This window comes from Kitasatospora sp. NPDC058243 (genome assembly GCF_042882025.1).
Taxonomy (GTDB): domain Bacteria; phylum Actinomycetota; class Actinomycetes; order Streptomycetales; family Streptomycetaceae; genus Kitasatospora.
In genome coordinates, this window is the sequence record NZ_JBHVWW010000072.1 from 7,404 (window position 1) to 32,749 (window position 25,346).

The window sequence follows — 25,346 nt, forward strand, 5'->3', positions numbered from 1 at the left end:
CTCCCCACCCCCAGGGGTGGGGGGGGGGCGGGGGGGAGAAGGGGGACCCGGGGGGGGAGCGGGGGGGGGCGGTCGGTTCCGGCGGCCGCCCCCACCGCGTCACCTCTGTGGTGTGCCGGCCGCGCCCACCACCAGCCAGTGGGACGGGAGGTCGATCCGGCTGCCGTCGGGCGCGAACTCGGTGAGGAACAACGGCAGTTCGCCGGAGGCGAGGACGGTGAGCCCGGCGGTGCGGAACAGCTCGCCGAAGGCCGAGTCGACGACCTCGGCGGGGGCGAGGCCGTGCTCGAAGACGGGGCGCAGCTTCGGGGGAGGGCCCTGCGGGCTCTGGGCGAGGCCGGCCAGGACGGCCTTCGCCGACGCGGACAGCTCGACGACGAACGCCCGGCCGCGATCCCCGACCAGGGCGGCGATGGCGTCGGCGACCGGCTGGCGGTCGGCCGGTTCGCACTGGTGGATCAGGGCGCGTACGTACACGTTGGCATCGCCGAGCCGGGCGTGCAGCTCCCGCACGGCCTGCCGGTCGGTGGCGTCGAGCCGGGCGAACTCGGCCCGCCCGTCCGGATGCTGGGTGCGGGCGAGCTCCACGGCGGCGGTGGACAGGTCGACCCCGAGGGCGCGGCCGAAGCGTTCGGCGAGGAAGCGGGTCTGGGTGCCGTTGCCGCAGCCGACGTCGACGACGGGCAGCGCCGGGTCGACGAGGTAGGGGTCGAACAGCGCGAGGTGCACGCTCGCGGTGAGTGCCGGCTCCGCGTCCCAGATCACCGCGCCGGCCTCCGCCGGTGCGTCGCGCCAGAAGCCCTCCCAGGCGTTCAGGTACCGACTCGACACGGGCATGGCGGAGAACCTCCCAGCTGGTGGAGCACGGTGTCGGGATCGTCCCCGGACAGCGGGCGGCGCGTGGAGGCGCGTGGGGAATCCGGCGAAGGCCTCCGCCTCCCGGCTTTCCCCGGCCCCCGAGCTGTGCGCAGCTCCGTCCGACCGGACGGCCGATGACGGTCAGTCACGCTAACGGTCCCGGCGGGCGAGGCCGGCCGCGCGTCACCCGAATGCGGTAATTCCGAGGGAAGTTCGCCCGAACGGCCGCCCGTCGTGCGAGCGCTTCGCGGTGACCCCGCAGGGCCGGTTCGGGTCGGAGCGGGGCTCAGCCGGTCACGCTCGCGGGGGTGGCGGCGAGGTCGCGGACGGTGTCGGCGATGGCGTGGAAGTCCTTGCGCAGGATCTTGGAGTGGTTGCTCGCGACCTTCGTGCTGACCCGGATGTTCGGGTTGCGGGCGAGCACCGGGTCGAGGTTGGTGCGGATCTGTTCCATCAGCTTCGCTTCGCCGCCCAGGTTGCCGCCCGTGGCGACCACGTACCGGACCGGTGCGGCCACCTGGTCGAAGACCGGGTCGAGGGCGGCGGGCGCGCAGAGCTCGTTGATCTCAAGATTGATCTCGGCGTGCTGCTCGGCGCTCATCCGCGCGGCCATGCCGAGTCGGCGGGCGATCGGGAACAGCGGGCTGAGCCGGCGGAACAGCTTGCGGACCTGCTCCCGGGTGGCGTCGTCGAGCCACTCGTGCGGGAACGCGCCGTCCACGGACACCGCCCCGAGGGCGCGGTCCGGGTGCCGGGCGGCCCAGTGCACCGCGAGCATCGCGCCGTAGGACCAGCCCACCAGGATCGGCCGGTCCACGCCCCTCGCGGTGAGGACGGCGTCGACGTCGCGCAGGCACGCTTCGAACGAGTAGTCCGCCGAGCGCTTCGACTTGCCGCGGGCGCGCTCGTCGAAGGTGATGTGCCGGTAGCCGTCGCCGAGGTCGGCGATGACGCGCCGCCAGTGCGACTGGTCGGCGTAGGAGCCGTTGAGGTAGACCACGGGACGGCCGGGCCCGCCGGTGTCGGTCACGGCCAGGGCGGTGTCGTCGACGGAGACCATGCCGGTCCAGGCGGGCTGCTTGATGGTCATGGGGTGCCTTCTTCCAGGTGTGGGGGTGGCGGGCTGCTGCGGCTCGGTGTTTCTGATGATGGAAACGCTACGTTGCCTTCACGGGTAATGGCAACAAGTTCGTTGCTTGAAATCGGTATCGATGCAGGTAAAAGCGCGATTATCGTTGCAGTGGTTTTGAATTTAACGCAACGTCAGTCGCTGTGTTCGTTGCACTGTAATGGGAGTGAACGCTATGGTGAGGGCGTTCAGGGAAGCGTGAAGGGAGAATCGCGGTGCCGGGAGGCAGGCTCACTCAGCAGGAACGCCAGCAGATCGCGCTGGGGATGGCCGACGGCCTCGCCTACGCGGAGATCGCCAGGCGGCTCGACCGACCCACCTCGACGGTCACCCGCGAGGTGATGCGCAACGGAGGCCCCACCGCCTACCGCGCCGACCTGGCCCACCGCGCCACCGAACGCCGCCGCGCCCAACGGCGCAGGCCCGCCGCGCCCCGGGGGCCGGCGGCGCCCCCGCAGGCCCACGGGCGCGACGCCGAGGCCGTGCGCGAGTACCAGGAGACGTACACCACCGTCCTGATGGCCTCCGGCATGCCCAAGATGACGGCCCGGGTGCTGGCCTGCCTCACCCTCACCGACAGCGGCAGCCTCACCGCGTCCGAGCTGGCCCGGCACCTCCAGGTCAGCCCGCCGTCCATCTCCAAGGCGATCACGTTCCTCGACGGCCAGGGCCTCGTCCGCCGGGAGCGCGACGAGCGCCGCCGCGAGCGCTACGTCGTCGACGACGACGTCTGGTACCAGTCGATGATGGCCAGCGCCCGCGCCACGGCCCACCTCGTCGAGGTCGCGCGGCAGGGCGTCGGCGTCCTCGGCCCGCAGACCCCGGCCGCCACCCGCCTGGAGAACATCGCCCGCTTCGTCGACTTCGTCTCCGAGAGCATCGTCCGCGCGGCGGAGCAGGCCCGCGAGATCCTCCACGCGAAGCCGGAGACGGCCCCGGCCGACACGGCCGCTCCGCGTTCGGACCGCGGATAGCCGGCGATCACCGGGAGGCGGCGCGGTAGGCGCGGCGCCAGGGGCCCGGGTCCGCGCCGAGGGCCTGGACGATGTCGGAGAGCAGTTCGACGTCCAGGCGTTGGCGTCCGCTGCGGAAGCAGTCGTAGACGGTGATCCGCCCGGGTGTGCGTTCCCCGGCCGGGACGCCGCGGGCTGCCCGGACGGAGCTGATCCGCCGGACGATGGTCGAGTAGGAGGGGCTGCCGGCCTCCTGCCGGAGCAGGGTGAGGGACTCGGCGAGTGCGTCCAAGGACTGCGAACGGGCTAGCGTCGCAGCGGAGTTGACCTCGGCTGCCCGGCAGGAGCACGGGGCCGCCGTGGTGCGCATAGGTGACCAGGTCAAAGCTCTGTCCTCCCCCCGCCGGGCCTGCGTGAACAGCCTCTTCGCGCCGGAGGTTCCTGTCAACTGAGGTGAATCAAATGGCGAAATCCATACACTCCCGTTTGTTCGGGATCGTTCGGAAAGCTGCCCAGGCCCTCAACTCCGCTGCCAGGATGGCCGCATTCCGCAGTGACCCGACGTCAGAGAGAGAGGTGTCGGACCTCATGAAGTCCGCCCGAAAGATCGTCTCAGCACTGGCACTCGCGATCGGCCTGAGCGTCTCGTTGCCCGTCGCCGCCGCGCAGGCCGACCCCGTCAATCCGCAGCCCTACGCCTACGGTTCCCTCGTGGCGCTCGCCCGCCCGGCCAGCGGCGGCCCCAACGGCACCTACTACTGCTTGGACGAGTACCGGCAGACCAACGGCGACGGCCGGCCGGTCGTCCTGCGCCCGTGCGACGGCTCCTGGAACCAGTTCTGGTTCGTCTCGCCGGAAGGCCTCATCCGCAGCACCAACGACGGCCGTTGCCTGTGGGGCCACGTCCCGAGCGGCCCGTCCGACGGCCCGGGCGCCAAGGCGGTGGGGTGCAACGGGGGCGACCCGAACCAGCGTTGGACGTTCAACACCGACCGCAGCGTGTGCAACGCCGCCGGCGCCTGCCTGACCTACACCGGCAACCAGGGCCCGCGGTCCTCCTACGAACTCTGGACGCTGGGGCGGAACGCGAGCATGGGGCAGACCCAGGAGTTCGACTGGCACCACTCCGACAGCGACCGTCCGATCAACCCCAACATCTAGACATCTGGGCACTGTCAGGGGCCCGGCGTGGCCGGGGTCGAGGCGGTGATCGCCTCGACCCCGGCCGAACGGGGCCGCCGGTCACCAGACGCGGCGGTCGGCGGGGGTGCCCAGGCCGGTGCGGAGGTGGCGGACGAGGCTGCGGCGCAGCTCGCGGTCCTGGTCGGTCTCGACGGGGAGGTCGAGCTGGACGATGTCCACGCCGGCCGAGCGGAGCAGGCCGATGCGGGCGGCGACGGTGGCGGGGGAGCCGGCGTAGGCGGCGGTGAGGGAGCGGCGGATGTAGGCGGCGACCTGCTCGTCGCCCCGGGCCGGGTCGGAGCGGCCGCGCTCTCGGTCGCGGTCGAGCTGGACGGCTTCCGTCCAGGGCCCGCCGCCGCCGGAGGTGAGGCGCAGGGCGTCGCGGCGCAGCCGGCGGACGCGGTCGCGGGCCGCCTCGTCGGTGTCGGCGAGGACGACGGTGACGTGCCGCCAGATCCGCAGGGTCCGGCCGTGCGCGGCGGCGGCGGTGCGGACCTGGGCGATCCGCCGCCGGGTGTCCGGCAGCGGCAGCGGGCTGACGGCGTACACCTCCGCGTAGCGGGCCGCCAGGTCGAGGCCCTGCGGTGACGAGCCGCCGAAGGAGAGCAGCTCGCCGCCGGGTCTGGGGTGCAGGCCGGGCCGGGCGGCGGAAACGGTGTAGAACTCGCCCTTGTGGTCGATGTCCTGGTCGGCGGCGAGGTAGCGGGTGAACAGGTCGAGGTACTCGTCGGCCCGGCGGTAGCGCTCCTGCTTGTCCAGGAGGTCGCCGTCGCGAGCCGTGTCGTGGTCGCTGGAGCCGATGATGACGTGGGCCGCCGCCCGCCCGCCGGAGAGGCGGTCCAGGGTCGCGAGGGAGCGGGCGGCGACGGTCGGCGCGGTGGTGCCGACCCGGTGGGCGACCGCGATGCGCAGCCGTGTGGTGGCGGCCAGGGCCCACGAGGCCACCAGCCACGGGTCGGGCCACGAACTGGACTGCACCACCAGGGCGCTGTCCAGCCCGTCCTCCTCGTTCTCCCGCGCGGTGCGGGTGACGTACGCGGGGTCGGCGGTGCGGTCGCGGCCGTCGGGGGCCCAGCGCAGGGCCTGGCGTTCCTGCGCGGTGTGGCCGGGGACGGGTGCGGCGCGGACCCCGCCGCGGATTTCGAGTGGCACGGCTCTCCTCCGGTCGTGAGCGTCGTGAGGGTGGCAGGGGATGGGGACGGGTGGGGCGCGACGGTCAGAGGGCGGCCGGCCCGAGCCGGGCCAGGGTGTCGAGCAGCTTGGCGCGGCTGACGAACACCTCGGGCGGCAGCGACACGTACAGCTGGATGGTGGTGACACCGGGGCGGTGGTAGGCGAGGATGCGCTCCCGGCACTCCTCCGGCGAGCCGCTGATGAACAGCCCGTCGACGACCTCGTCGGGCAGCGCCTTCTGGGCGCCCTCCGGGTCGCCGGCCGCCCAGAGGCGGTGGGTCTCGGCGAGGAGTTCGCCGTGGCCCAGCCACTCGTGGAACTTGCGGTACGGCTCGCGGTTGAGGATCCAGGCGAGGAACGGCCGGCTGGCGCGGTGGGCGTAGTCGGTGTCCTCGGTGGGGCAGACGAAGACCTTGACGACCAGCTCCTTCCCGGGCGGCTGCGGGCCGACGGCGTCCAGGATCTTCGGCACGTCGTGCGGGAACAGCAGGTTGGTGATGGCGCCGTCGCCCTCGTTGAAGCCGAGCCGGAGCATGTTGGGCCGCAGCGCGCCCAGGATGACCTTGACCGGCTCGGTCGGCGGGTGCGGCAGCCGGTAGCCGGTGATGTCGAAGGTGTCGAACCCGCCGGTGACGTACTCGCCGCGCAGCGCCCGGGTGACGAAGCGCAGGACGTCCCTGGTCCGCTTGAACGGCTCGTCGAACGGGATGCCGTTGATGTCGGTGACGTGCGCGGGCACCGAGGCGCCGATGCCCAGCAGCAGGCGGCCCGGGGCGAGTTGGGCGAGCGTCGCGGCGGTCTGGGCGAGCACGGCCGGGCCGCGGGTGTGCACCGGGACGATGCCGGTGCCGATCCGCAGCGAGGGGGACCAGGCTGCCGTGGCGGCCAGCGGGGTGAAGGCGTCGGTGCCGCCGCCCTCGGCGCTCCACACGTCGGTGTAGCCGAGGTCGGGCAGCCGCTCGACCAGGAACCGGTGCCGGTCGATGGTCAGGCCGGGCAGCGGGAGGGTGATGCCCCACTTGGGCGGCGCGGCGGGCACGGGGCCGTGCGCGGAGCCGGGCGGGACGGTCCCGCTGTGGTGGTGCGGTCGGTGCGGGTCGGTCATCGGGATGGCCGTCCTTCCTGTGGTGCGCGGTGCTCTTCGGAGCCGGGGGAGAGGCGGTGTCCGCGGGTCAGCGGACCCACACGGTGGTCAGGTCGAGGAACCAGGACTGCGGCTGCACGAGCCCCTGGACCTTCGGCGAAAGGGCCCGCGGATTACGGTCGTTGACCACGAACAGCCAGGGCGCGTCCTGGGTGACCAGCGCGAGCGCCTTGCGGTACCCGGCCTGCCGGGCGGCCTGGTCGGCGTTCGCGGCCGACGACGCGAGCAGCTCGTCGACCTGCGGATTGGCGTAGTGGCCGGTCCAGAACGGGCTCTTGGAGCCGATGAACAGCGGGAGCAGCGCCTCGGACTGGAACAGCGTGGTGGACTGGGCGACGGCGTCCGAGCCGAGCGCCACCTGGCCCTTGGCCTCGGCGCCGATCAGCGTGGTCCAGTCGGTGGTGCGCAGCTCGACCTTGATGCCGACGGCGGCGAGATCCCGCTGGAGGGCCTCGGCGATCGGCACCGGCAGCAGGTTGCCGCTGCCGCCGGTGGGCACGGTGACGGAGGTGCTGAAGCCGTTCGGGACGCCGGCCTCGGCGAGCAACTGCCGGGCCTTGGCGGGGTCGTAGGAGTAGACGTCGCCGGCGGGGTCGTAGGCGGCGGTGGCGCGCGGCGCGGTCTGGTAGGCGGGGTCGGCGGTGCCGTGCAGCAGCTTCTCGGCGATGGCCTTGCGGTCGATCGCGTAGTTGGCGGCCCTGCGGACCAGCGGGTTGTCCCAGGGCGCCTTCGAGGTGTCCAGGATCCAGTACCAGAGGTGGTCGTAGCTGTTGGTGGCGATCTGGACGCCGTCGGCCTTGAGGCTGTCGATGTCGTCCGGGTTCGGGTACTCGATCCAGTTCACGCCGCCGGAGCGCAGGGCGGCGGTGCGGGCCGCGGCGTCCGGCAGCGCCTTGATCACGAGCCGGTCGAGTTTGGGGGCGCCGCGCCAGTAGCCCTTGTTGGCGGCCAGCTCGATCTGCTGGCCCTCGGTCTGCGAGACGAACGAGAAGGGGCCGGTGCCGACCGGGTGCCGGGCGAAGTCGGCCGAGCCGGACTTGCGGACGGCGGTGGGGCTCGCGATCAGGACGTGCGCGAGGTCCTCGGGGAAGTGGCCGTTGGGGTCCTTGGTGACCAGCTCGACGTGGTCGGCGTCGGTCTTGCGGTACGAGGCGATGTCGCCCGCGTACTCGGCGGCGGCGGCGCCGAGGGCGTCGGTGTACTCGGGGCTCTTCTTGTCGAGGTAGCGGGCCAGGTTGAAGACCACGGCGTCGGCGTCGAACGGGGTGCCGTCCTGGAACGTGACGCCCTTGCGGAGGGTGAAGGTCCACGTCCTGGCGTCGGCGGCGACCTGCCAGTCGGTGGCCAGGGCGCCGGTCACGACCGGCGGCTTGTCGGTGTCCTTGAGCAGTTCGTACCGGGTGAGGCCCTCGTAGAGCTGGAAGGAGACCAGCCGCTTGCCCTCGAATCCGGCGCCGCCGATCACGGTGTCCGGGTTGGGGAGTTTGCCGGTGGCGCCGATGACCAGGGTGCCGCCGCGGCCGTCACCGCCGCCCGCCCCAGCGGAGCCGCCGCCGTCGGAGCCGGCGCAGCCTGCCGCCGCCGCGAGCAGAACGGCGGCGGCCGGCAGGGCGACGGCTCTGGAGCGGATACGGCTGGTGCGCGTCATGGCGATTCCTCGTCGGTTCGGTGGTGCGGAGGTTCAGCGGTGCGGGGGTGCGGGGGTGCGGGGGTGCGGCGGTGTGTCGGCATGGAGTTTCGGCGGCGGGTCACGCGACGCCGGTGGCGGCCTCCAGCAGCGCCCGGGTGTACGGGTGCGCGGGGGAGTCCCAGAGCAGGCCGGCCGGGCCCTCCTCGACCACCTGGCCGTGCCGCAGCACCAGCACCCGGTGGGCGAGGTGCCGGACGACGGCGAGGTCGTGGGAGATGAACAGGTAGGCCAGGCCGGTGCGTTCCTGGAGGTCGGTCAGCAGGTCGAGCAGGCGGGCCTGCACGCTGCGGTCGAGGGCGGAGGTCGGTTCGTCGCAGACGACCAGGTCCGGTCCGGTGGCCAGGGCCCGGGCGACGGCCACCCGCTGGAGCTGCCCGCCGGACAGCTCCCGGGGGTAGCGGTCGGCGAGCGCGGGCTCCAGGCCGACCTGGGTGAAGAGCCGGGCGACGGCCGCGGCGCGTTCGGCGCGCGGCGTACCGTGCAGGCGCAGCGCGAAGGCGACCGCCTCCCCGGCGCGCAGGCTGGGGTTGAGTGATCCGCGCGGGTCCTGCGGGACGAACTGGAGCCGGCCCCGCAGCGCCCGGTCGGCGCGGCCGCGCAGCCGGTACGGATCGCGGCCGGCGAAGCGGACGCTGCCGGCGTCGGGGGCGAGCACCCCGAGGGCGAGCCGGGCCAGGGTGGACTTCCCCGAGCCGGATTCGCCGACCAGGCCGACGGTCTCGCCCGGCGCGACGGTGAGGCTGACGGCGTCCAGGGCGGTCCGGTCGCCGTAGCGCTTGGTGACGGCGTCGACGACCAGGACCGGGCCCGGGCGGGCGGGGACGGCGTCCGGCCGGGTGTGGGCTACGGCGTTCATCGGCGGGCTCCCGGTTCGGCGGCCACCAGGGCGGCGGTGAAGGCGTGTTCCGGGTCGCCCAGCACCCGTTCGGCGGGCCCGAGTTCGACGATCCGGCCGGCCCGCATGACCGCCACGGTGCCGCCGATCCGGCGGGCCGCCGCGAGGTCGTGGGTGACCAGCAGCAGGGCGATGCCGCAGTCGGCGCGCAGGGTGGTGAACAGGTCGAGGATCCGCCCGCGGATCAGCGCGTCGAGCGCGGTGGTCGGCTCGTCGGCGATCAGCAGTTCCGGGCCGCAGCAGATCGCGACGGCGATGGCGGCGCGCTGGCGCAGGCCGCCGGAGAGCTCGTGCGGGTAGGCCCGGGCGACGCGTTCCGGGTCCGGGATGCCGGCGGTGGCGAGCAGCTTCGGGACGGCCGCGCGGGCGGCCCGGCGGTCGGCGGCGATCCCGTGCCGCCGCAGCACCTCGGCGAGCTGCGGGCCGATCCGGCGCAGCGGGTCGAGCGAGGCGGTCGGGTCCTGCGGAACGTAGCCGATCCGCCGGCCGCGGACGTCGGCCAGTGCGCGTTCGCCGAGCGCCCGCAGGTCCGTCCCGGCGAGCCGGACGCCTCCGGTGACGGTGGCGCCGTGCCCCGGCAGCCCGAGCACCGTGCGGGCGACGGTGGTCTTGCCGCTGCCGGATTCGCCGAGCAGCACCAGGGAGCGGCCGGCGGGCAGGGTGAGGGAGACGTCGTCGACGGCCCGGACCCCGCCGGGGTACTCGACGGTCAGGCCGTTGATCTCCAGCAGCGCGCTCATGCGCCCACTCGCTTCGCGGCTCGCGGCCGGGCCGAGCCGTCGGCCGAGCGGTCGGCTGAGCCGTCGGCCGAGCGGTCGGTGGACTGGTCGGCGGACCGGATCGCGGCGGCGGGGGCGGCGGGGGCGGCGTGCGCCAGCAGGGCGGCCGTGTCGCCGACGCGGGTGCGCAGCGTCTCGCCGAGGGTGTTGAAGACGACCGAGACGGCGATGATGACCAGGGCCGGCAGGACCGCCACCCAGGGGTGGGTGAGCAGCGAGGGCCGCAGCTCCTCCAGCATCGCGCCCCACTCGGCGGTGGGCGGGGCGACCCCGAGCCCGAGGAAGGACAGCCCGGCGGCGTACATGATGGCCAGCCCGACCAGCGAGGACGCGTACACCAGGACCACCGGCGCCACCACCGGGGCGACCTGGCGCAGGACCAGCGACCCCCAGCCGGCACCGCTGACCCGGGCGGCCACCAGGTACTCGGCGGCCCGGACCCGCCGGGTCTCGGTGAACGCGACCCGCGCCACCGCGGGGGTGAGCACCACCGACAGCGCGAGCACCGTCGCGCCCAGGCCGGGCGTGAGCAGCGAGGCGATGGCGATCGCCAGCAGCACCCCGGGGAAGGCGTAGAGCACGTCCAGCAGGCGCAGCAGGGCCTGTTCGGTGGTCCGGCCGCCGAGCCCGGCCACGACGCCGAGCAGGGTGCCGACGACGGCGGCCACCGCGACCGGGACGAGCCCGCCGGTGAGCGAGGCGCGCCCGGCCCAGATCAGCCGGCTGAGCAGGTCGCGGCCCTGGCCGTCGGTGCCGAGCAGGTGGCCGGGGCTGCCCGGGTCGAGCAGCCGGTCCGCCAGCCGCCCGGCGGCCGGGTCGTACGGGGCGACCAGCGGCGCGGCGAGCGCGAGCAGGACCAGCAGAGCCGCGAGGGCGGCGGGGACGGTCAGGCCGAGGTTGCCCCGGCTGAGGACACGTGACGTCACATCAGTTCCTTACTCGCGGGTCGATCGCCGCGTGCGCCGCGTCCACGAGGATGTTGACGCCGACGAACGCGACCGCCACCACCAGCACCCCGCCCTGCACCAGGGGCAGGTCGCGGGAGGTGAGGGCGTCGTACAGCAGCCGGCCGACGCCGGGCCAGGCGAACAGGGTCTCCACGAAGATCACCCCTTCCAGGAGGTAGGCGAGTTGCAGGCCGCCGATGGTCAGCAGCGCCGGCGAGGCGTTGTGCACGCAGTGCCGCAGCACGGTGGCCGGGCGTAGGCCGCGGGCGCGCAGCGAGTCGGCCAGCTCGCCGGCCAGCACGCCCCCCAGCGCGGCCCGGAACACCCGGGCGGTGAGCCCGAGCGGGACGAGCGCGGCGGCCACGGCCGGCAGCACCAGGTGGCGGGCCAGGTCGGGCAGGCCGCCGGAGCCGAACACGTCGTGCGTGCCCCCGGCCGGCAGCCAGCGCAGGCCCACGGCGAAGACGGCGATCAGCAGCAGGGCCACCGAGTACTGCGGGGCGGAGACCGCGAGGGCGGACAGCGCGCCGGAGATCCGCCCGCCGGGGCCGCGCGGGCGCAGCGCGCCGACGGCGCCCAGCGCCACCCCGCCGACCAGCACCAGCAGGAAGGCGGCCGCGGTCAGGGTCAGCGTCTGGCCGAGCGCCGGGAGCAGCAGGTCGGCGACCGGGCGCTGACCGGAGACGGAGGTGCCGAGGTCGCCGGTGAGCGCGTGCCAGAGCCAGGAGGCGTAGCGGACGGGCAACGGCTGGTCCAGGCCGAGCCGTTCGGAGAGCTCGCGGCGGGCCTCGGGCGGTGCGCCCGGCCCGAGGAAGAGGGCCACCGGATCGCCGGGGACGAGCGTGACGGTCGCGAAGACGACGGCGGTGACGCCGAGCAGGGTCGGTACGGCCAGCAGGAGGCGGCGCAGCAGGAAGCGGGTCACCCGGCCCTCCGTGGCGTGGCGCCGGACTGGCCGGCGGCGGGCCGGTTGGGCGGGGCGGGCATGGGGCTGGTGGTCCTTCCGGGAGGGGCGGTTCGGGGAGCGGTTCGGGACGGTCGGCGGTGGTAACCGGCAGTCACCGGCGGCGTCCGGGGTGCTGGACCGCCGGACCGGGGCCGTGGGACGGGCCGTTCGCCGGGGGGCGGATGCCGCGTCGGGGCGGGATCGGGTGCCGGAGCACGGGTCGGGCGGTCCGTGGGACGGGGGACGTCGGTGCCGCTCCGGCAGCTGCGGCCGCTTGAAGGAGCGTTGCGGACCGGTGGCCCGGACAGCCAGTCAGCACTTGATGCTGTTACTCCTGGTCACAGCATCCGGAGTGCCAGGACCGCCACTGCCCAGGGCGCCGAGCCCCGGTTCTGTCCTTGACCTGCACAAGGAACCGGACCTAGGGTTCCCCGCATGGCTATTCGGCGGACCGACATCACCCTGGTCGGGATCGGCGGCTCGTGGCACCGACGGTGTTTCGACGAGCTCTGTCGCCCGCGCGCTGCGCGCTGACCGCCCCGTTCCCAGCCGCTGCGGTCGGCGCCCCTCCCCAGTCCCGGATTCCGCAGCCGACGCCCGTGCGCGTCCTCGACGGATCCTCGCCGCAGCACCCGTGCCCACCGGGCCGGCCCGCCACCAGCAAGGGGACCGTATCGCCATGCCGTACCTCAGACGCCCTGCCTCCGCCCCCGGGGGTGCGCGATGGCAGCAGTGAGCAAGCTCGCCGTCCCGGCCGGCCCGCGCGGCCGCCGGATTCCCGCCCGACGCGGCGCCTGCGGCGGCGCCACCCTGGTGGACGCCCCCGCCGCGGGCGCGCCGCCGGTGCACGCCGCACCACCGGCACAGGCCGAGATCGACAACCCGCTCGACCTGATCGCCGGTCACCAGCTGCTGGCGGAGACGGTGACGCCGCCACCGTCGGTCGGGCCGACCGCCACCGGTTGCGGGTGCGGCCATCCGATGTGCGTGGAGGAGGACCGCGACCGCACCGCCGACGCCCGGGTGTTCCTGGTCGAGCGGCACTCGGTGGCCAGCGCCGGGCTGCGCAGCGTGCTGACGACCGTGCCCGGGCTGGCCGTGGTCGGGTCCACCGGCGACCCGCTGCGCGCGGTGGCCGCCGTGCGCCGGGTCGCCCCCGACGTCATCCTGCTCGGCCGCGGCGCGAGCCTGGAGGCCGACCTCGCCGTCGTGGTGGCGCTGCGCGGCCCGGACGCGGCGCCCGACGCCCGGGTGCTGCTGCTGCGCCGGGCCGAGTCGACCGCCGAGGCGAGCCGGATGCTGCTGGCCGGGGCCAGCGGCTGCTTTCCGCTCGACCTGGCCGAGGACCGGATCATCAGCGCCGTCCAACTCGCCGCGGCGGGCGGGTCGGTGTTCCTGCCGGCGCCGCCGCCGGCCCGGACCCACGCGGCGGCTCCCCCTCAGCACGTCGGCGAACTGGCGCCGCAGCACGCCGGACTGACGGATCGTGAGCACGAGGTGCTGGTCCAGCTCGGGCTCGGGCTGAGCAACGCCGAGATCGGGCGGGAGCTCGCCCTGGCCGAGGCGACCGTGAAGAAGCACCTCACCCAGGCCATGCGCAAGATCGGGCAGCCCGACCGGCTGCGCGCCGCGCTCTACGCCCACCGGCACGGCCTCGCCGGGTAGTTCGTTCCAGCACATCTCCGTCACCACTCTCCGGAGGGCGGGCCCCGAAGCACGTGGGCCCCGCCCTCCGTCGTGTTCCGGCCGCCTCCCGCAGGTGACCTTCGGAGCATGCGCGAGGCGACGAACGGCGCCCTGAGCGGCGCCGTTCGGGGCTACCGGGGCGCCCGGCCCGCTCCGTAGCGTGGCGGGAAACGACCACCACACGACGGTCCGAAGGATCGTCCAGCCGAAGGGAGATGGCCCGATGGGGGGTGTGTCCGACAGGACCGGCGGTCCGACCGGTTCCACCGGTGCGGCGAGTGCCGACGCCGGCCCGCGCACGGCGGTGCTGGCCGCCGCGAGCCACCGGAGCCCCGGCGCGGAGCAGCCGAGGTCCCCGTACCGCGCGATGTCGGACGCCGAGCGGTCGGCGCTCTGGCGCCAGCGGCTGCACGAGGCCGAGGCGGGCCTGACGCGGTACCTGGTGTCGCGCGGGAACGGGCTGCACCTGACCGACTGGTTCGTGCTGCAGTCCGAGCTCTTCGCCGACCTCCCCGCGCCGGACGCCCCGGCCCCGGAGTGGCAGCGGGTGTTCTTCCGCGACCAGGCACTGATGGAACGTTTCCTCGTGCGCCGCTACGGCGAGGAGGGGCTGGGGGACTGGGCCCGGTCCAATGCCGAGGTGCACCGCGAGGTCGAACCCGACCACGGCCGGGGCGCCGCCGACCCGATCCACCGGATCGCCCGGCAGGCCGAACTCTACGGCTCGGAGTACGAGTTCGACGACGAGGAGCCGCCCGGCGCCGAGCACGCGGCGCTCACCATCACGCACTGTGCGATCTGGGACTACCGCGAGAAGGCCCGCCGCTCGGGCGTCCAGCTGACCCTCGCCTCGCCCTGCACCTACTGCACCGAGGCGCTGTCCGCCAACATCCGCGCCAAGGGCTACCGGCCCGCGCACCGCCTGACCAGCGGCCCGACCGGCCACGGCTGCCGCTGGGAGTCGAGCGCCGCAGCCGGGCCCGCCGCCAACGACGAACCGGGGGAGTCCTGAGATGTGCGGTGTCACCGGCTGGATCGACTGGGACACCGACCTGCGCCACCAGGCGCGGACGGTCCGGGAGATGACCGCCACCCTGGCCTGCCGCGGCCCGGACGCGGACGGCGTCTGGCTCTCCCGGCACGCCGCGTTCGGCCACCGCCGGCTGTCCGTGATCGACCTGGACGGCGGGGCCCAGCCGCTCGCCGACCGCCCGGGGCCCGACGCCGGCGCCGTCCTCTGCTACAACGGGGAGCTCTACAACCACCGCGAGCTGCGCGCGCAACTGGAGGCCCTCGGGCACGTCTTCCGGACCCGCTCCGACACCGAGGTGGTCCTGCGGGCCCACCTCCAGTGGGGCAAGGACGCGCCGACCAGGTTCAACGGCATCTTCGCCTACGCCCTGTGGGACGCCGCGCGCGAGGAACTGCTGCTGGTCCGCGACCACCTCGGCATCAAGCCGCTGTACTGGCACGCCCACGCCACCGGGGTGCTGTTCGGCTCCGAGCCCAAGGCGGTGCTCGCGAACCCGCTGTTCCGCGCCGAACTGGACGCCGAGGGCATCGCCGAACTGTTCGCGCTGCCCGCCGCGCCGAGCGCCGGCCACGGCCTGTTCCGCGGGCTGCACGAAGTCCGGCCCGGCCACCTGGTGGTCGTCGGCCGCGGCGCCACCCGCGAACTCCGCTACTGGCGGCTGGAGTCGGCCGAGCACCGGGACGACGCCGCGACCACCCGCGGTACCGTCCGGGACCTGCTCGCCGACGCCGTCGAGCGGCAGCTGATCAGCGACGTGCCGCTGTGCACCCTGCTCTCCGGCGGCGTCGACTCCAGCGCCGTCACCGCGCTGGCCGCGGCCGCCCGCGAGCGGGCCGGCCACGGGAAGATCGCCAGCTTCTCGGTCGACTTCCCCGGCAGCACCGACCGCACCCCGGACGCCTGGCGGACCACCCTCGACGCCCCGTACGTGCAGGCCGCCGCCGAGCACATCGGCACCCTGCACACCACCGTCCTGGTGCCCGACGACGACCTGCTGGACGCCCGCGACGCCGTCCTGCGCGCCCGGGACCGGCCCGGCTGGGGCGAGATGGACGCCTCGCTGCACCTGCTCTTCCGCGAGGTGCGGCGGCGCTCCACGGTCGCACTCTCCGGCGAGGCCGCGGACGAGATCTTCGGCGGCTACCCGTACTTCCACGACGCGCAGGCCGTCGCCGCGCCGACCTTCCCGTGGCTGCACGGCAAGGCCACGCCGGCGGACCTGCTGCGTCCGGACGTCCGGGCCGAGGTGCGCCCCGAGGAGTACACCGCCGCCGCCTACCACCGCTCGCTCGGCGAGGTGTCGCGCCTGCCCGGCGAGTCGGCCGCCGACGCGCGGATCCGCGAGGTCTTCCACCTCGCGCTCACCCGCTGGCTCCCCCCGCTGCTGGACCGGGTGGACCGGGTGTCGATGTCGGTCGGCCTGGAGGTGCGGGTGCCGTTCTGCGACCACCGCCTGGTGGAGTACCTGTGGAACGTCCCGTGGGCGCTCAAGGCGCCGGACGGGCGGGCCAAGGGCCTGTTCCGCGACGCCGTCCGGGACCTCCTCCCGCCGCAGGTCGCCGACCGGCCCAAGAGCGGCTACCCCTCCACCCCGGCCGTCCGCTACACCGAGGTGCTCACCGCCCGGGCGCACGAGCTGCTGGCCGACCCGAACGCGCCGGTCTTCGAGCTGGTGGACCGCGAGCTGGTCCGCCGGCTGCTCGCCGAGGGCCGCCCGCTGCCCAGCCCGCGCACCGCGCCGAACCCGGTCGGCGGCCTCGACCACCTGGTCCAGGTCGACGAGTGGCTGCGCGCCTACCGGGTGGGGCTGCGATGAGCGGCCCCGCGGCGGCCGTGACCACGGCGAAGGCCACCGAGGAGGCCTTCCGGGCCGCCTCCCGCGGCTGGACCACCGGGGTCGCGGTGGTCACCACCCGATCGGACGAGGAGGTCTTCGCCAAGACGGTCTCCTCCTTCAGCACCCTCTCCCTCGACCCGCTGCTGGTCACCGTCGCGGTCAGCCGCCACAGCCCGCTCGTGGCCGCGGCCCGCGCCGCCGGACGGTTCGGCCTCTCGGTCCTGACGGACGGCCAGTCGGCGGTGGCCCGGCGCTTCGCCACCCCCGGGGCCGGGCGTGCGCTCGGCGGCTTCACCGCGGTGCCGATGCGCACGGCCGTCACCGGCGCCCCGCTCGTCGACGACGCTCTGGCCTGGTTCGACTGCCGGCTGCACGGCACCCTGCCCGGCGGCGACCACACCATCCTGGTCGGCCGGGTCGCCGCCGCGGACCGCGGCGACGGCGACCCGCTGCTCTACCACGACGGCCGGTACCGCGTGATCGACCCGAAACCCTTGAACCCTTGAACCCTTGACATCAAACGGAGTTGGCGCATGACACTGCTGGGCACCATCACCGGCCGCGGCGCACCCGCCACCGCCCGCGGCCTGCTGACCGGCGACCGGTACCGGGCCGAACTGGACGACGGCCGCGAGCTCTACCTCGACGGCAAGCGCATCGCGAACCCCGCCGAGCACCCCGCGTTCCGCCCGGCCGTGGACGAACTGGCCCGCCTGATCGACCTCCAGCACGACCCGGCCCACCGCGACCTGCTCACCTGGGAGGACCCGGACAGCGGCCTGCGGCTCGCCCGCGCCTACCAGCCCCCGCGCACCCTGGAGGACCTGCGGCTCCAGCGCCGCAGCGCCGAACTGTGGCACGCCGAGGCGCTCGGACAGCAGGGCCGCTCACCCGCCTTCATGGCCTCGATCGCCGTCGGCGTCTACGACTTCCGGCACCGGCTGGCCGGCGCCGACCCGCGCTTCGGCGCCAACGCCGAGGCGTGGTACCGGCATTGCGCGAGCAACGACCTGGTCCTCTCGCACGCCCTCGGCGACCCGCAGATCGACCGCTCCGCCAACCCGCTCGACGACCCCGACCTCGCCCTGCGCGTCGTGGAGGAGAACGACCGGGGCATCGTGGTGCGCGGCGCCAAGCAGCTCACCACGCTCGCCCCGATCGCCCACGAGGTGCTGGTCTACCTCTCGGCGTCGTTCACCGAGGGCCGGGGCGAGCAGTTCGTGACCTGGTTCGCCCTGCCGCTCAACACCCCCGGCCTGATCACCCTCGCCCGCGAACCGCTCGGCAGCGCCTCCTGGGGGCACGCCCACCCGCTCGGCGCGCGGTTCGACGAGCAGGACGCGATGCTCTTCTTCGACGACGTCCTGGTGCCCTGGGACCGCGTCTTCCTGCTGCGCGACGCGAACCTGGCGCGCACCGGCCTCGGCCGGATCAACGCCTGGAGCGCCTACGTCGGCCACATCCGCTACCGCGAGCGGCTGCGGACCCTGCTGGCCAGCGCCACCCTGGTCGCCGAGTCGATCGGCGTGGACGGCTTCCGCAACATCCAGGAGGACCTGGGCCGCCTCGCCGGGTACGCCGAACTGACCGAGTACTTCCTCGACGCCGCCGAGGCGCGCGGCGGCCTCACCGACGGCGGCCTGTTCGCCCCCGGCGACACGGCGGCCTCCCGGGTCTGGTCGGCCGAGGTGGCCGGCAGCGCGGTCGAGATCGTCCGCAAGATCGGCGCCTCCGGGCTGCTCATCCAGCCCACCGCCGGGGACCTCGCCAACCCCCGGCTGCGCCCGCACCTGGACCGCTACATGCGCGGCCGGGACATCGACGCCGAACGCAAGGCCCGGCTCTTCCGGATCGCCTGGGAGCTGACCGGCGACGGCTTCGGCCAGCGCCAGGACCTCTACGAGTACGTGCACCGGGGCGACCTGGCCCGCAACCGGATCAACCTCTTCAAGCGCTACGACCAGAGCGCCGCCCGCGAACGGCTGCTGAAGCTGGTCGACCAGGGCGCCGCGGAGCAGCCCGCTGCTGCGGCGCAGCCAGCTACCGACCAGCCGTCCACCAACCAGCAGTCCACCGAGCAGCCGTCCACCGTGGAGGAGAACCAGCCGTGAGCACGTCCGCCGTCGAGATCCAGGCCCGCACCCTCGCGGGGTACGCCGACGCCAGCCGACTGCGCCAGGTCCAGGACCGGGACTGGGTGCTCGACCAGGTCACCGGAGCCCCCGAGTCCCTGATCGACCTCGGCAGCGGGATCGGCCAGCTGCTCCAGGAGGCCCTGGAGCGCTTCCCCTCCCTGCGGCGCGCCGTCGGCCTGGAACGCTCCGAGCACCGCATCGCCGAGGCCGCCGCCCGGCTCCAGCCCTACGGCGGGCGGGTCGCCCTGCACCGGGCCGACCTCACCGTGCCCGAGCCGCTGCCGTTCCGGGCCGACCTGATCACCCAGACCTCGGTGCTGCACTGGCTGTACCCGGACGAGGAGCGGATCTTCGCCTGGGCCGCCGCCCACCTCGCCCCCGGCGGCCGCTTCCTGCTCACCACCTACCACCCGGCCCGGGACGAGCGCGGCCTCGGCGGCGAGGACGAGCTGGTCCGCGACGCCCTGGTCGCCCTCGGCACCCCGTACGACGAGGTGCCCGGCGTCCTGGAGCGTGCCGGGGTGCTGCCGATCGCGACCCGGACCAGGACCGTCGACGAACTCGCGGCGGTGGTGGGCCCGCACCTCGCGGTGGCCGGCCACCTGGAGCGCGACGCCGTGGTCACCGTCGACGGCGCCGCCCAGTACGAGCACTTCCACGCCGCCACCTTCGGGGACTACTACAGCCGTGCGGTGCCGGCGCAGCAGCGGCCCGCCTTCTTCCGCGCCGTCGGCGAGAGCGCCTGGCGCCGGCAGCAGGAGCGCGGCCACGTCAGCCACATGCCCGTCCGACTGTGGCAGCTGACGTCTCGTTAACAACATGTGTAGCCCGCCGCTCACCCCTGGGGTGGGCGGCGGGCTGCGTCTACGCTGGTGGCAGCCCACACCCCCGCATTCGACGGCACCGACCAGGGCCGAGGAGCCAACCGTGTCAACTCCCCCCGCAGGCAGGGAACTCGGCGCCTTCCTGCGCGCCCATCGCGAGCTCCTCAAGCCCTCCGACGTCGGCCTCACCGCCACCACCCGGCGCCGCACCCCCGGTCTGCGCCGCGAGGAGGTCGCCTCCCTCTCCGGCGTCGGCCTGGCCTGGTACACCTGGGTCGAGCAGGGGCGGGTCACCGCCTCCCGGCAGGTGCTGGAGGCGATCGCCCGGGTGCTGCGGCTGGACGCGGCCGGGCTGCGGCACGCCATGCGACTGGCCGGCTACCACGAGCCGACGGCGGCCGCCGCCTCGGAGGACGGCGCCGGCCGGCTCGCCGAGGCCATCCGGCCGGTCCTGGACTCCTGGCCCACCAGCCCGGCCGTCCTGCTCGACCGCCACTTCGACCTGCTCGGCTGGAACGCCGCCTGGGTCGCGCTCTGGGGCTCGCCCGAGTTCGTCCCCGCCGACCGGCGCAACCTGATGTGGGTGATGGCCGCCGACCACCGGGTGCGGGCCGTGTTCCGCGACTGGGAGCCGCTCGCGATGAACGTCTTCCAGCAGTTCCGGGCGCAGGCCGGCCCGGCCCTGGCCGACCCCCGCACCGGCGAGGTCTACCGGCACCTGGACGAGGACGCGCCCGAGTTCCGGCACTGGTGGGGGTGCCACTCGGTGGCGGAGCTGACCGTCCGCACCGTCACCGTCGAGCCGGCCGGGCTCGGCCCGGTCCGGCTGACGCTGTCGTCCTTCCACCCGGTGGACGACCCGACCGCGACGGTGCTGCTGTTCACCCCGCACGGCGCCGCCGACCGGGCGCGGATGACCGAACTGGTCGATCATCCGTTGCGCGCGGTCGGCGGCGTGGAGGGGGAGCGCCGGGTCGGCTGAGCCGCCGGCCCTGCCGGGCATCCCGGCCGTTCCGGCGGGGCCTCAGGCGCCCGATGCGGCGGACCGGCGCAGGCCGAGGCTGACCGCCAGCGCGCCCAGGGCGGCCACCAGCGCGAGCCCGGTGCCGATCAGCAGGGTGCCGTCCGCGACGTTGCCGAAGGTGCCGATCGCCCAGGCGCCCAGGCCGGTGCCCGCGTACATGGTCGAGGTCAGCCACGCGCTGGAGGTCGCCCGCAGCTCCGGGGCGATGGTGCCGGCCAGCGTCTGCTGGTCCGTCACGAAGCCTCCGGAGGCCAGGAACCACACCACCACGCCGGCCAGGGCGAGGACCAGGCCGGGCCCCTTGGCCGCCAGCGCGACGCCCGCCGCCAGCAGCACGCCCCACAGCGGCAGCATCGGCAGGTCGGAGCGCCCGGCGGTCCTGGCCCGGTCCCCGAGCCGGCCGCCCAGCAGCGAGCCGACCAGGCTGCCCGCACCGACCAGCACGCCCACCAGGCCCAAGGCCTGTACCGACAGGTCGAAGCGCTGCACCAGCACCGCGCCGAGGAAGGTGTAGGCGCCCAGGTTGGCCGTGTTGAACACCGTGTTGACCAGCAGGGCGCGCCGCAGCGTCGGGTCGGCCCAGCCCGCCAGGATCGCCCGGACCGCCCCCACCTGCGGCGCGGCCGCCTGCGCCGAACGGCGCTGGACCTGGCTCAGCAGCAGCGGCACGGCCGCCGCGGTGCCGATGGTCAGCGCCCAGAACGCCGACCGCCAGCCGGCCAGTCCGGCGAGGAAGCCGCCGAGCGGCACGCCGATCACCTGGCCGCAGGAGAACAGCGCCATGCCCAGGCCGAGGGCCCGGCCGCGTACCGCCTCCGGTGCGGTCTCGGCGATGTGCGCCCAGATCGCCGGCCCGGCCGCGGCCGCCGCCAGCCCGGCCACCGCGCGGGAGACGACCAGCAGCGTCAGCCCGGTGGAGAGGGCGGCCGCCGCGTTGGACACGACGAACAGCAGGGTGCCCGCCACCAGGGTGCGGCGGCGGCCGAACCGGTCGCTCAGCAGCCCGAGGAAGGGCGCCGCGACGGCGTACACCAGCACGTAGGCGGTGACGCTGGAGGCGGCGGCCGCCTCGGTGGTGTGCACCGAGTCCGCGATGGTCGGCAGCAGCGGCGACACCAGGAAGGTCTCCGTGCCGAACAGGAACAGCAGGAGGAACACTCCCGCGTAGCGCCACCGTTCGAAGGCCTGGGCCGGCGCCAGGGGCGGGACGTCCTCGGCCTGTTCGGGCCGGGGCGGGTCGGAGATGCTGCTCACAGCGATCACCACCTTGTCGTGCGAGGGAGCGGCCGGGCCTTCGGACGGCAGGCGGAAGCGGCCGCGACGGGAGGGCAGGAGTCCGATGCGGCCATCCTGCGGACGGCCCTCGCGGCCAGCCAGACAGGCGGTCATCCTGTGACCCCAGGTCACAGGCTGCCGCCCTGGTCCGGCCGGTGACCCGGTGGCCGACTACTGACCGTCCCCGCCGTCCCCGCCGTCCCCGCCGTCCCCGCCGCCCCCGCCGCCCCATCGACCCTGCGGGTCGGCCGCGGGTGGTCGCGATCACCAGGGAAGTGAGGTTAGGCTAACCAAACTTGATGGACGGTCGAGGGTGAGGGCGGTGCCGGGGATGCACAGTCAGGGTGAGCCGGGGTGGGCGCGGACACGGGACGGCCGAGAGCTGTTCTACCTGCGGCGGCCGGGGCCCGGCGGCGAGGGCGTGCCGACGGTCGTGCTGGAGGGCGGGCTCGCCTCCAGCCGCTCGTACTGGGCGCCGGTGCAGCTCCGGCTGGACGGGGTCGCGGCCACGGTGGCGTACGACCGCAGCGGGCTCGGCCGCAGCGCGCCGGACCCCGCGCCGCGCCCGCTGCGCCGCCTCGCCGAGGACCTCAACGACCTGCTCGACCACCTCGGCGGCCTCGGCCCCGGGCCGTTCGTCCTGGTCGGGCACAGCTGGGGCGGGCCGATCGTCCGGCTCGCCGCCGCGGCCCGCCCCGAGCGGATCGCGGGCCTGGTGCTGGCCGACCCGACGGACGAGTCCTGCGACCTGGTGTTCGCGCCCTCGGTGCGCCGCCAGGAGCGGATCGGGCAGGCGGTCAGCATGCTGCTGGCCCGCACCGGCCTGCTGGCCCGGGCCTTCCGCCCGATGCTCGACGCCCTTCCGGCGGACGCCGCGGCCGAGATGCGCGAGGAGGGGTTCACCGTCTCCACCATCCGCACCCGGGGCGCCGAACTCGGCTCCGTCGTCGCGGACTTGACCGCCATGAAGGAGAACCCGCCGGCCCTCGGCGGCATCCCGCTCACGGTGGTCTCGGCCGTCCGGACCTCGACCGGCATGGGCCCGAAGGTCCGGGAGGCCGTGAACGCCTCCCATGCTTACCGCGTCGGCCGGGCCGAGGTCGGCCGCCACGTACTGGCGGCCGACGCCGACCACATGGTGCCGACCAGTGACCCCGACACCCTGGCGCGCGAGATCCGGCGGATCGTCGAGGGCCGGGCACCCGCCTAGGAATTGACTGATCGTCAGTTTTCGATGATCTCCAGGCTGGCGACGATGCCCGGAACGCCGCCGGGGTAGGTGTTGCCGCCGAGGTAGAAGGTGTGGCCGTCCGGGGCGAGTGCCAGGCCGGTGGCGAGTTCCACCTTCTGCGGGTTCACCGTCTCGGCGGGGACGAGCGCGTGGGCCTCGGTGTCGTAGGAGAGGATCACGCTCTCGTAGTGGTAGCCGGGAGGGGTGGGTCCGCCCGGGGCGACGAAGACGGTCGACTTGGAGATGAAGTACAGGCGGCTCCCGTCCGGGCTGACGACCGGGTAGCGGAGGTCGGTGTTGCCCGGTGCGAAGTGGAAGTTCTCGGTGACGGTATCGGTCTCGGTGTCGACGAGGTAGTCGCTCTCGTAGCCGCCGAGGCCGTACAGCGTGCTGCCGTCGGGGCTGAGCACCGCGCCGCCGGAGGCGCCGTGTCCGGCGGTGAGGGTGCGGACGGTGGTGAGCGAGGTGGGCGTGGCGGCCAGGTGGACCAGGCCGGCTCCGGTGGTGACGTACAGGTCCTGGCCGTTGGGGCGCAGGACGATCGAACCGACGCTGAAGTCGGTGACGCCGACGGAGGCGGTGAAGGTACCGGTGGCGGTCGAGTACGCGAGGACCCGGGCGGGCTGGAAGCCCCAGCGCTGCCGCGGCCCGTTCTGGGCCAGGTAGACGCCCGCGCCGTCCGGGCTGACCACGAGGGAGCTCGGCGAGCCGTCCACGTAGCCGTCGGGGTGCGGCTGGACCGGGAGCAGGGCGTCGGCGGCCACCGTGTCGCTGTCGGTGTCGATGGTGACCAGGTGCTGCGCCCCCACGGTCGCGTACAGCCGCGTGCCGTCGGGGCTCATCGCCAGCGCGCCGACGAAGGAGTTCGCGGCGGTGGAAAGGGTGAGCCGGGCGGTGATCCCGCCGGTCCGGGTGTCGACGACCTTGACCGCGGGCGTGCCGCGGGGGTCGTCGGTCACCCCGACGTAGGCCTTCGTGCCGTCCGGGGTGACGGCGGTCGTCGGGTACGCGTACCCCACCGGGACGACCTGGGGGGCCGCGGTGGTGGCGGGCTGTGCGGTGGCGATCCCGGCTCCGGTGGACAGCAGCAGGCCGACCGATGCCGCGGTGCCCAGCCAACGGGCCTTTGCCATGAGCGACTTCACAAAATCCTCCCCTGTGACACACGATGCGTCCGCATCGGCGGGAGCCAGAGTATGGGGCGGGGAAGGCGAGTTGGGCGGCAATGACGCAGTCGACGATTCGGCGTAGACGCCATGGCCGCCCATGCCTACGGCACATGACGGGGCACATGACGGGGCGCGTGACGGGGCACACGGCGTGGCGCGCGGGGCTGCACGATCGGATCAGGGGGCGTCCGGTGCTTGCGCCGTGCAGGCGGCAAGGGCGGCCAGGCGGTCCACCTCGACCCATTCGTCGAGGTGGAGGCCGATCAGGTGGTGGCCCCGGCTCCACGGGTGGTCCGCGACGGGAGGGGTGGGTGGCGGCGAGGGGGAGTCGGCGTGGTGGAGGTACCAGGAGCTGAGGCGTTCCAGGGCGGCGCGGCGCTCGGCGGTACCGGTCTCGGCGGTGCAGCGTTCGGCGGCGTAGAGGCGAAGGAAGTCGTTGAGCCGGTAGCGGTGGTGGTCCTCGTGGGTGAGCAGGTGGGCGGTGGCCAGGTGATCGAGGATGGGCCGGACGGCGGCGGTGGGGGTGTCGGCCAGGGCGGCTGCCGCGCCGGGGCCGACGCCGACGGCCGGGGCCAGGGCGAGCAGCCGGAGCAGGGCCCGGGCCTCGGCGGGGAGCGAGCGGTAGGAGAGGTCGAAGGCGGCGCGGACCGCCGAGGTGGCGTCGCCGTCGATGACGAGACGCCTCGAACCAGGAGCAGTTGATGAACCGTCTGAAGAAGGTCGTCGCCACCGCGACCGCCGTCACCGCAGCCGCCCTGATCCCGCTGTCCGCGGCCCCGGCCGAGGCCGCCACCGGACCGGGCACCCACCTGGGGATGACCTGGTCCGTCGTCGCCTACGGCCCGGAGGGCACCGTCCAGGTCGGCGGCCCCGGTGGCAGCCCGAGCAACGCCTGCAACGGCGACACCGCGCCGTCGGTCTGGCTGCCCGTGCTCTGCCTCGACGTCGACGGCAGACCGGCCCCGTCCGGGATCAGCATCGGCTTCTACAACGGTTGGGCGCAGGGCACCGTCGCCCTCGGCCAGCCGGTCAGGGGCGCCCGGCTCAACAGCCGGGCCGCGGCGGACAGCCTCTGCCAGGCCTCCTTCGGGGCCGGCTGGCGCGAGGCCGAGTTCCACGACGGCCACTTCGGGTCCGACCTGGCGCAGACCGGTGGCTGGACCTTCTGGGCCTACGGCAACATCCCCAACAACACCCGGTTCTGGACGGCCATCAACGACCAGGCGGCCAACCCCTGGAACTGACCGGGCCGAAGCCGCCGTTGCGCCCGCCCACCCGGCGGGCGCGACGCTGCCCGGATCGCCGCCGCTCAGCGCATGACGCGGCCCCGCTCGGCGCGTGAGCCCCGCTCAGCGCACGAGGCGGCCCCGGTGCCGGGGAATCCGTGCACCGGGGCCGCCTCGTCGTGCCGTCGTGCCGTCGTGCTGTCGTCCGGC

Annotated in this window: 24 protein-coding genes; 12 read left to right on the top strand and 12 right to left on the bottom strand. The window is 74.6% G+C overall.

Annotated features, from left to right (window positions below):
• Positions 1-99: 99 nt before the first annotated feature.
• Positions 100-837 (bottom strand): class I SAM-dependent methyltransferase, encoded by a 738-nt coding sequence (locus ACFVX9_RS33225; protein WP_380378303.1) that lies wholly within the window; start codon positions 835-837, stop codon positions 100-102.
• A 307-nt stretch (positions 838-1,144) separates the two neighbouring features.
• The gene (locus ACFVX9_RS33230) at positions 1,145-1,948 is read right to left on the bottom strand and encodes an alpha/beta fold hydrolase (protein ID WP_387985248.1); all 804 of its coding nucleotides are present in this window, start codon (positions 1,946-1,948) and stop codon (positions 1,145-1,147) included.
• A gap of 254 nt (positions 1,949-2,202) precedes the next feature.
• Here ACFVX9_RS33230 and ACFVX9_RS33235 point away from each other — a divergent pair, with 254 nt between their 5' ends.
• A complete protein-coding gene (locus ACFVX9_RS33235; RefSeq protein ID WP_387985251.1) occupies positions 2,203-2,961 on the top strand; it encodes a helix-turn-helix domain-containing protein in 759 nt (252 codons plus the stop codon).
• Between the two features lie 7 nt (positions 2,962-2,968).
• Here ACFVX9_RS33235 and ACFVX9_RS33240 read toward each other — a convergent pair whose 3' ends face one another.
• Positions 2,969-3,232, bottom strand: coding sequence for a hypothetical protein (locus ACFVX9_RS33240; RefSeq protein WP_387985254.1), 264 nt, complete (start codon positions 3,230-3,232; stop codon positions 2,969-2,971).
• A 296-nt stretch (positions 3,233-3,528) separates the two neighbouring features.
• Between ACFVX9_RS33240 and ACFVX9_RS33245 the strand changes: the two genes are divergently transcribed.
• The gene (locus tag ACFVX9_RS33245) at positions 3,529-4,101 is read left to right on the top strand and encodes an RICIN domain-containing protein (RefSeq protein WP_380378311.1); all 573 of its coding nucleotides are present in this window, start codon (positions 3,529-3,531) and stop codon (positions 4,099-4,101) included.
• 81 nt (positions 4,102-4,182) lie between these two features.
• On the opposite strand, the gene ACFVX9_RS33250 is transcribed toward ACFVX9_RS33245, so the two are convergent.
• From ACFVX9_RS33250 to ACFVX9_RS33280, 7 genes are all read right to left on the bottom strand, one after another.
• On the bottom strand, positions 4,183-5,274 hold the full coding sequence (locus ACFVX9_RS33250) for an LLM class flavin-dependent oxidoreductase (RefSeq protein ID WP_380378312.1): 1,092 nt from the start codon (positions 5,272-5,274) through the stop codon (positions 4,183-4,185).
• A gap of 64 nt (positions 5,275-5,338) precedes the next feature.
• Complete coding sequence (locus tag ACFVX9_RS33255; protein WP_363581882.1) at positions 5,339-6,400, bottom strand: LLM class F420-dependent oxidoreductase; 1,062 nt, start codon at positions 6,398-6,400, stop codon at positions 5,339-5,341.
• A 67-nt stretch (positions 6,401-6,467) separates the two neighbouring features.
• Complete coding sequence (locus tag ACFVX9_RS33260) at positions 6,468-8,087, bottom strand: ABC transporter substrate-binding protein (RefSeq protein ID WP_387985259.1); 1,620 nt, start codon at positions 8,085-8,087, stop codon at positions 6,468-6,470.
• Positions 8,088-8,187: 100 nt separating this feature from the next.
• Positions 8,188-8,985, bottom strand: a complete 798-nt coding sequence (locus tag ACFVX9_RS33265; protein WP_387985262.1) for an ABC transporter ATP-binding protein — start codon at positions 8,983-8,985, stop codon at positions 8,188-8,190.
• Positions 8,982-9,764, bottom strand: a complete 783-nt coding sequence (locus tag ACFVX9_RS33270) for an ABC transporter ATP-binding protein (RefSeq protein ID WP_387985265.1) — start codon at positions 9,762-9,764, stop codon at positions 8,982-8,984. Before ACFVX9_RS33270 ends, ACFVX9_RS33265 begins: the two co-directional genes overlap by 4 nt.
• Complete coding sequence (locus ACFVX9_RS33275) at positions 9,761-10,729, bottom strand: ABC transporter permease (protein ID WP_387985268.1); 969 nt, start codon at positions 10,727-10,729, stop codon at positions 9,761-9,763. The genes ACFVX9_RS33270 and ACFVX9_RS33275 overlap by 4 nt, the downstream gene beginning before the upstream one ends.
• 1 nt (position 10,730) lies before the next feature.
• The gene (locus ACFVX9_RS33280; RefSeq protein WP_350880832.1) at positions 10,731-11,675 is read right to left on the bottom strand and encodes an ABC transporter permease; all 945 of its coding nucleotides are present in this window, start codon (positions 11,673-11,675) and stop codon (positions 10,731-10,733) included.
• A 744-nt stretch (positions 11,676-12,419) separates the two neighbouring features.
• Here ACFVX9_RS33280 and ACFVX9_RS33285 point away from each other — a divergent pair.
• The 7 genes from ACFVX9_RS33285 (at position 12,420) to ACFVX9_RS33315 (ending at position 20,193) form a co-directional block, all read left to right on the top strand.
• Positions 12,420-13,361, top strand: a complete 942-nt coding sequence (locus ACFVX9_RS33285) for a LuxR C-terminal-related transcriptional regulator (protein ID WP_380378323.1) — start codon at positions 12,420-12,422, stop codon at positions 13,359-13,361.
• Positions 13,362-13,614: 253 nt separating this feature from the next.
• The gene (locus ACFVX9_RS33290) at positions 13,615-14,394 is read left to right on the top strand and encodes a hypothetical protein (protein WP_387985272.1); all 780 of its coding nucleotides are present in this window, start codon (positions 13,615-13,617) and stop codon (positions 14,392-14,394) included.
• Position 14,395: 1 nt separating this feature from the next.
• A complete protein-coding gene (gene asnB, locus ACFVX9_RS33295) occupies positions 14,396-16,231 on the top strand; it encodes an asparagine synthase (glutamine-hydrolyzing) (RefSeq protein ID WP_380378326.1) in 1,836 nt (611 codons plus the stop codon).
• Positions 16,228-16,758, top strand: coding sequence for a flavin reductase family protein (locus ACFVX9_RS33300; protein WP_387985275.1), 531 nt, complete (start codon positions 16,228-16,230; stop codon positions 16,756-16,758). The genes asnB and ACFVX9_RS33300 overlap by 4 nt, the downstream gene beginning before the upstream one ends.
• Positions 16,759-16,785: 27 nt before the next feature.
• Positions 16,786-18,363, top strand: a complete 1,578-nt coding sequence (locus ACFVX9_RS33305; RefSeq protein ID WP_380486345.1) for a 4-hydroxyphenylacetate 3-hydroxylase family protein — start codon at positions 16,786-16,788, stop codon at positions 18,361-18,363.
• Positions 18,360-19,202: a class I SAM-dependent methyltransferase gene (locus ACFVX9_RS33310; protein WP_387985279.1), complete on the top strand. Its 843-nt coding sequence runs from the start codon at positions 18,360-18,362 to the stop codon at positions 19,200-19,202. The genes ACFVX9_RS33305 and ACFVX9_RS33310 overlap by 4 nt, the downstream gene beginning before the upstream one ends.
• Before the next feature lie 112 nt (positions 19,203-19,314).
• Positions 19,315-20,193, top strand: coding sequence for a helix-turn-helix domain-containing protein (locus ACFVX9_RS33315; RefSeq protein ID WP_380378331.1), 879 nt, complete (start codon positions 19,315-19,317; stop codon positions 20,191-20,193).
• 42 nt (positions 20,194-20,235) lie between these two features.
• On the opposite strand, the gene ACFVX9_RS33320 is transcribed toward ACFVX9_RS33315, so the two are convergent.
• Positions 20,236-21,489, bottom strand: coding sequence for an MFS transporter (locus ACFVX9_RS33320; protein ID WP_380378333.1), 1,254 nt, complete (start codon positions 21,487-21,489; stop codon positions 20,236-20,238).
• Positions 21,490-21,841: 352 nt separating this feature from the next.
• On the opposite strand from ACFVX9_RS33320, the gene ACFVX9_RS33325 reads away from it, so the two are divergent.
• Positions 21,842-22,720 (top strand): alpha/beta fold hydrolase, encoded by an 879-nt coding sequence (locus ACFVX9_RS33325; RefSeq protein WP_380486348.1) that lies wholly within the window; start codon positions 21,842-21,844, stop codon positions 22,718-22,720.
• Positions 22,721-22,734: 14 nt separating this feature from the next.
• Here ACFVX9_RS33325 and ACFVX9_RS33330 read toward each other — a convergent pair whose 3' ends face one another.
• Positions 22,735-23,874: a WD40 repeat domain-containing protein gene (locus tag ACFVX9_RS33330; protein ID WP_387985283.1), complete on the bottom strand. Its 1,140-nt coding sequence runs from the start codon at positions 23,872-23,874 to the stop codon at positions 22,735-22,737.
• Between the two features lie 498 nt (positions 23,875-24,372).
• Between ACFVX9_RS33330 and ACFVX9_RS33335 the strand changes: the two genes are divergently transcribed.
• Positions 24,373-24,612: a hypothetical protein gene (locus tag ACFVX9_RS33335; RefSeq protein WP_387985286.1), complete on the top strand. Its 240-nt coding sequence runs from the start codon at positions 24,373-24,375 to the stop codon at positions 24,610-24,612.
• The gene (locus ACFVX9_RS33340; RefSeq protein ID WP_387985289.1) at positions 24,612-25,154 is read left to right on the top strand and encodes a hypothetical protein; all 543 of its coding nucleotides are present in this window, start codon (positions 24,612-24,614) and stop codon (positions 25,152-25,154) included. Before ACFVX9_RS33335 ends, ACFVX9_RS33340 begins: the two co-directional genes overlap by 1 nt.
• Positions 25,155-25,346: the final 192 nt, after the last annotated feature.

Bases quoted from the DNA above. Each gene is read 5' to 3' on its own strand.
- ACFVX9_RS33270 (WP_387985265.1), bottom strand. From the start codon at position 9,764: ATGAGCGCGCTGCTGGAGATCAACGGCCTGACCGTCGAGTACCCCGGC.
- ACFVX9_RS33305 (WP_380486345.1), top strand. From the start codon at position 16,786: ATGACACTGCTGGGCACCATCACCGGCCGCGGCGCACCCGCCACCGCC.
- ACFVX9_RS33325 (WP_380486348.1), top strand. From the start codon at position 21,842: ATGCACAGTCAGGGTGAGCCGGGGTGGGCGCGGACACGGGACGGCCGA.
- ACFVX9_RS33255 (WP_363581882.1), bottom strand. From the start codon at position 6,400: ATGACCGACCCGCACCGACCGCACCACCACAGCGGGACCGTCCCGCCC.
- ACFVX9_RS33225 (WP_380378303.1), bottom strand. From the start codon at position 837: ATGCCCGTGTCGAGTCGGTACCTGAACGCCTGGGAGGGCTTCTGGCGC.
- asnB (WP_380378326.1), top strand. From the start codon at position 14,396: ATGTGCGGTGTCACCGGCTGGATCGACTGGGACACCGACCTGCGCCAC.
- ACFVX9_RS33330 (WP_387985283.1), bottom strand. From the start codon at position 23,874: ATGGCAAAGGCCCGTTGGCTGGGCACCGCGGCATCGGTCGGCCTGCTG.
- ACFVX9_RS33230 (WP_387985248.1), bottom strand. From the start codon at position 1,948: ATGACCATCAAGCAGCCCGCCTGGACCGGCATGGTCTCCGTCGACGAC.
- ACFVX9_RS33285 (WP_380378323.1), top strand. From the start codon at position 12,420: ATGGCAGCAGTGAGCAAGCTCGCCGTCCCGGCCGGCCCGCGCGGCCGC.
- ACFVX9_RS33245 (WP_380378311.1), top strand. From the start codon at position 3,529: ATGAAGTCCGCCCGAAAGATCGTCTCAGCACTGGCACTCGCGATCGGC.
- ACFVX9_RS33265 (WP_387985262.1), bottom strand. From the start codon at position 8,985: ATGAACGCCGTAGCCCACACCCGGCCGGACGCCGTCCCCGCCCGCCCG.
- ACFVX9_RS33300 (WP_387985275.1), top strand. From the start codon at position 16,228: ATGAGCGGCCCCGCGGCGGCCGTGACCACGGCGAAGGCCACCGAGGAG.
- ACFVX9_RS33340 (WP_387985289.1), top strand. From the start codon at position 24,612: ATGAACCGTCTGAAGAAGGTCGTCGCCACCGCGACCGCCGTCACCGCA.
- ACFVX9_RS33260 (WP_387985259.1), bottom strand. From the start codon at position 8,087: ATGACGCGCACCAGCCGTATCCGCTCCAGAGCCGTCGCCCTGCCGGCC.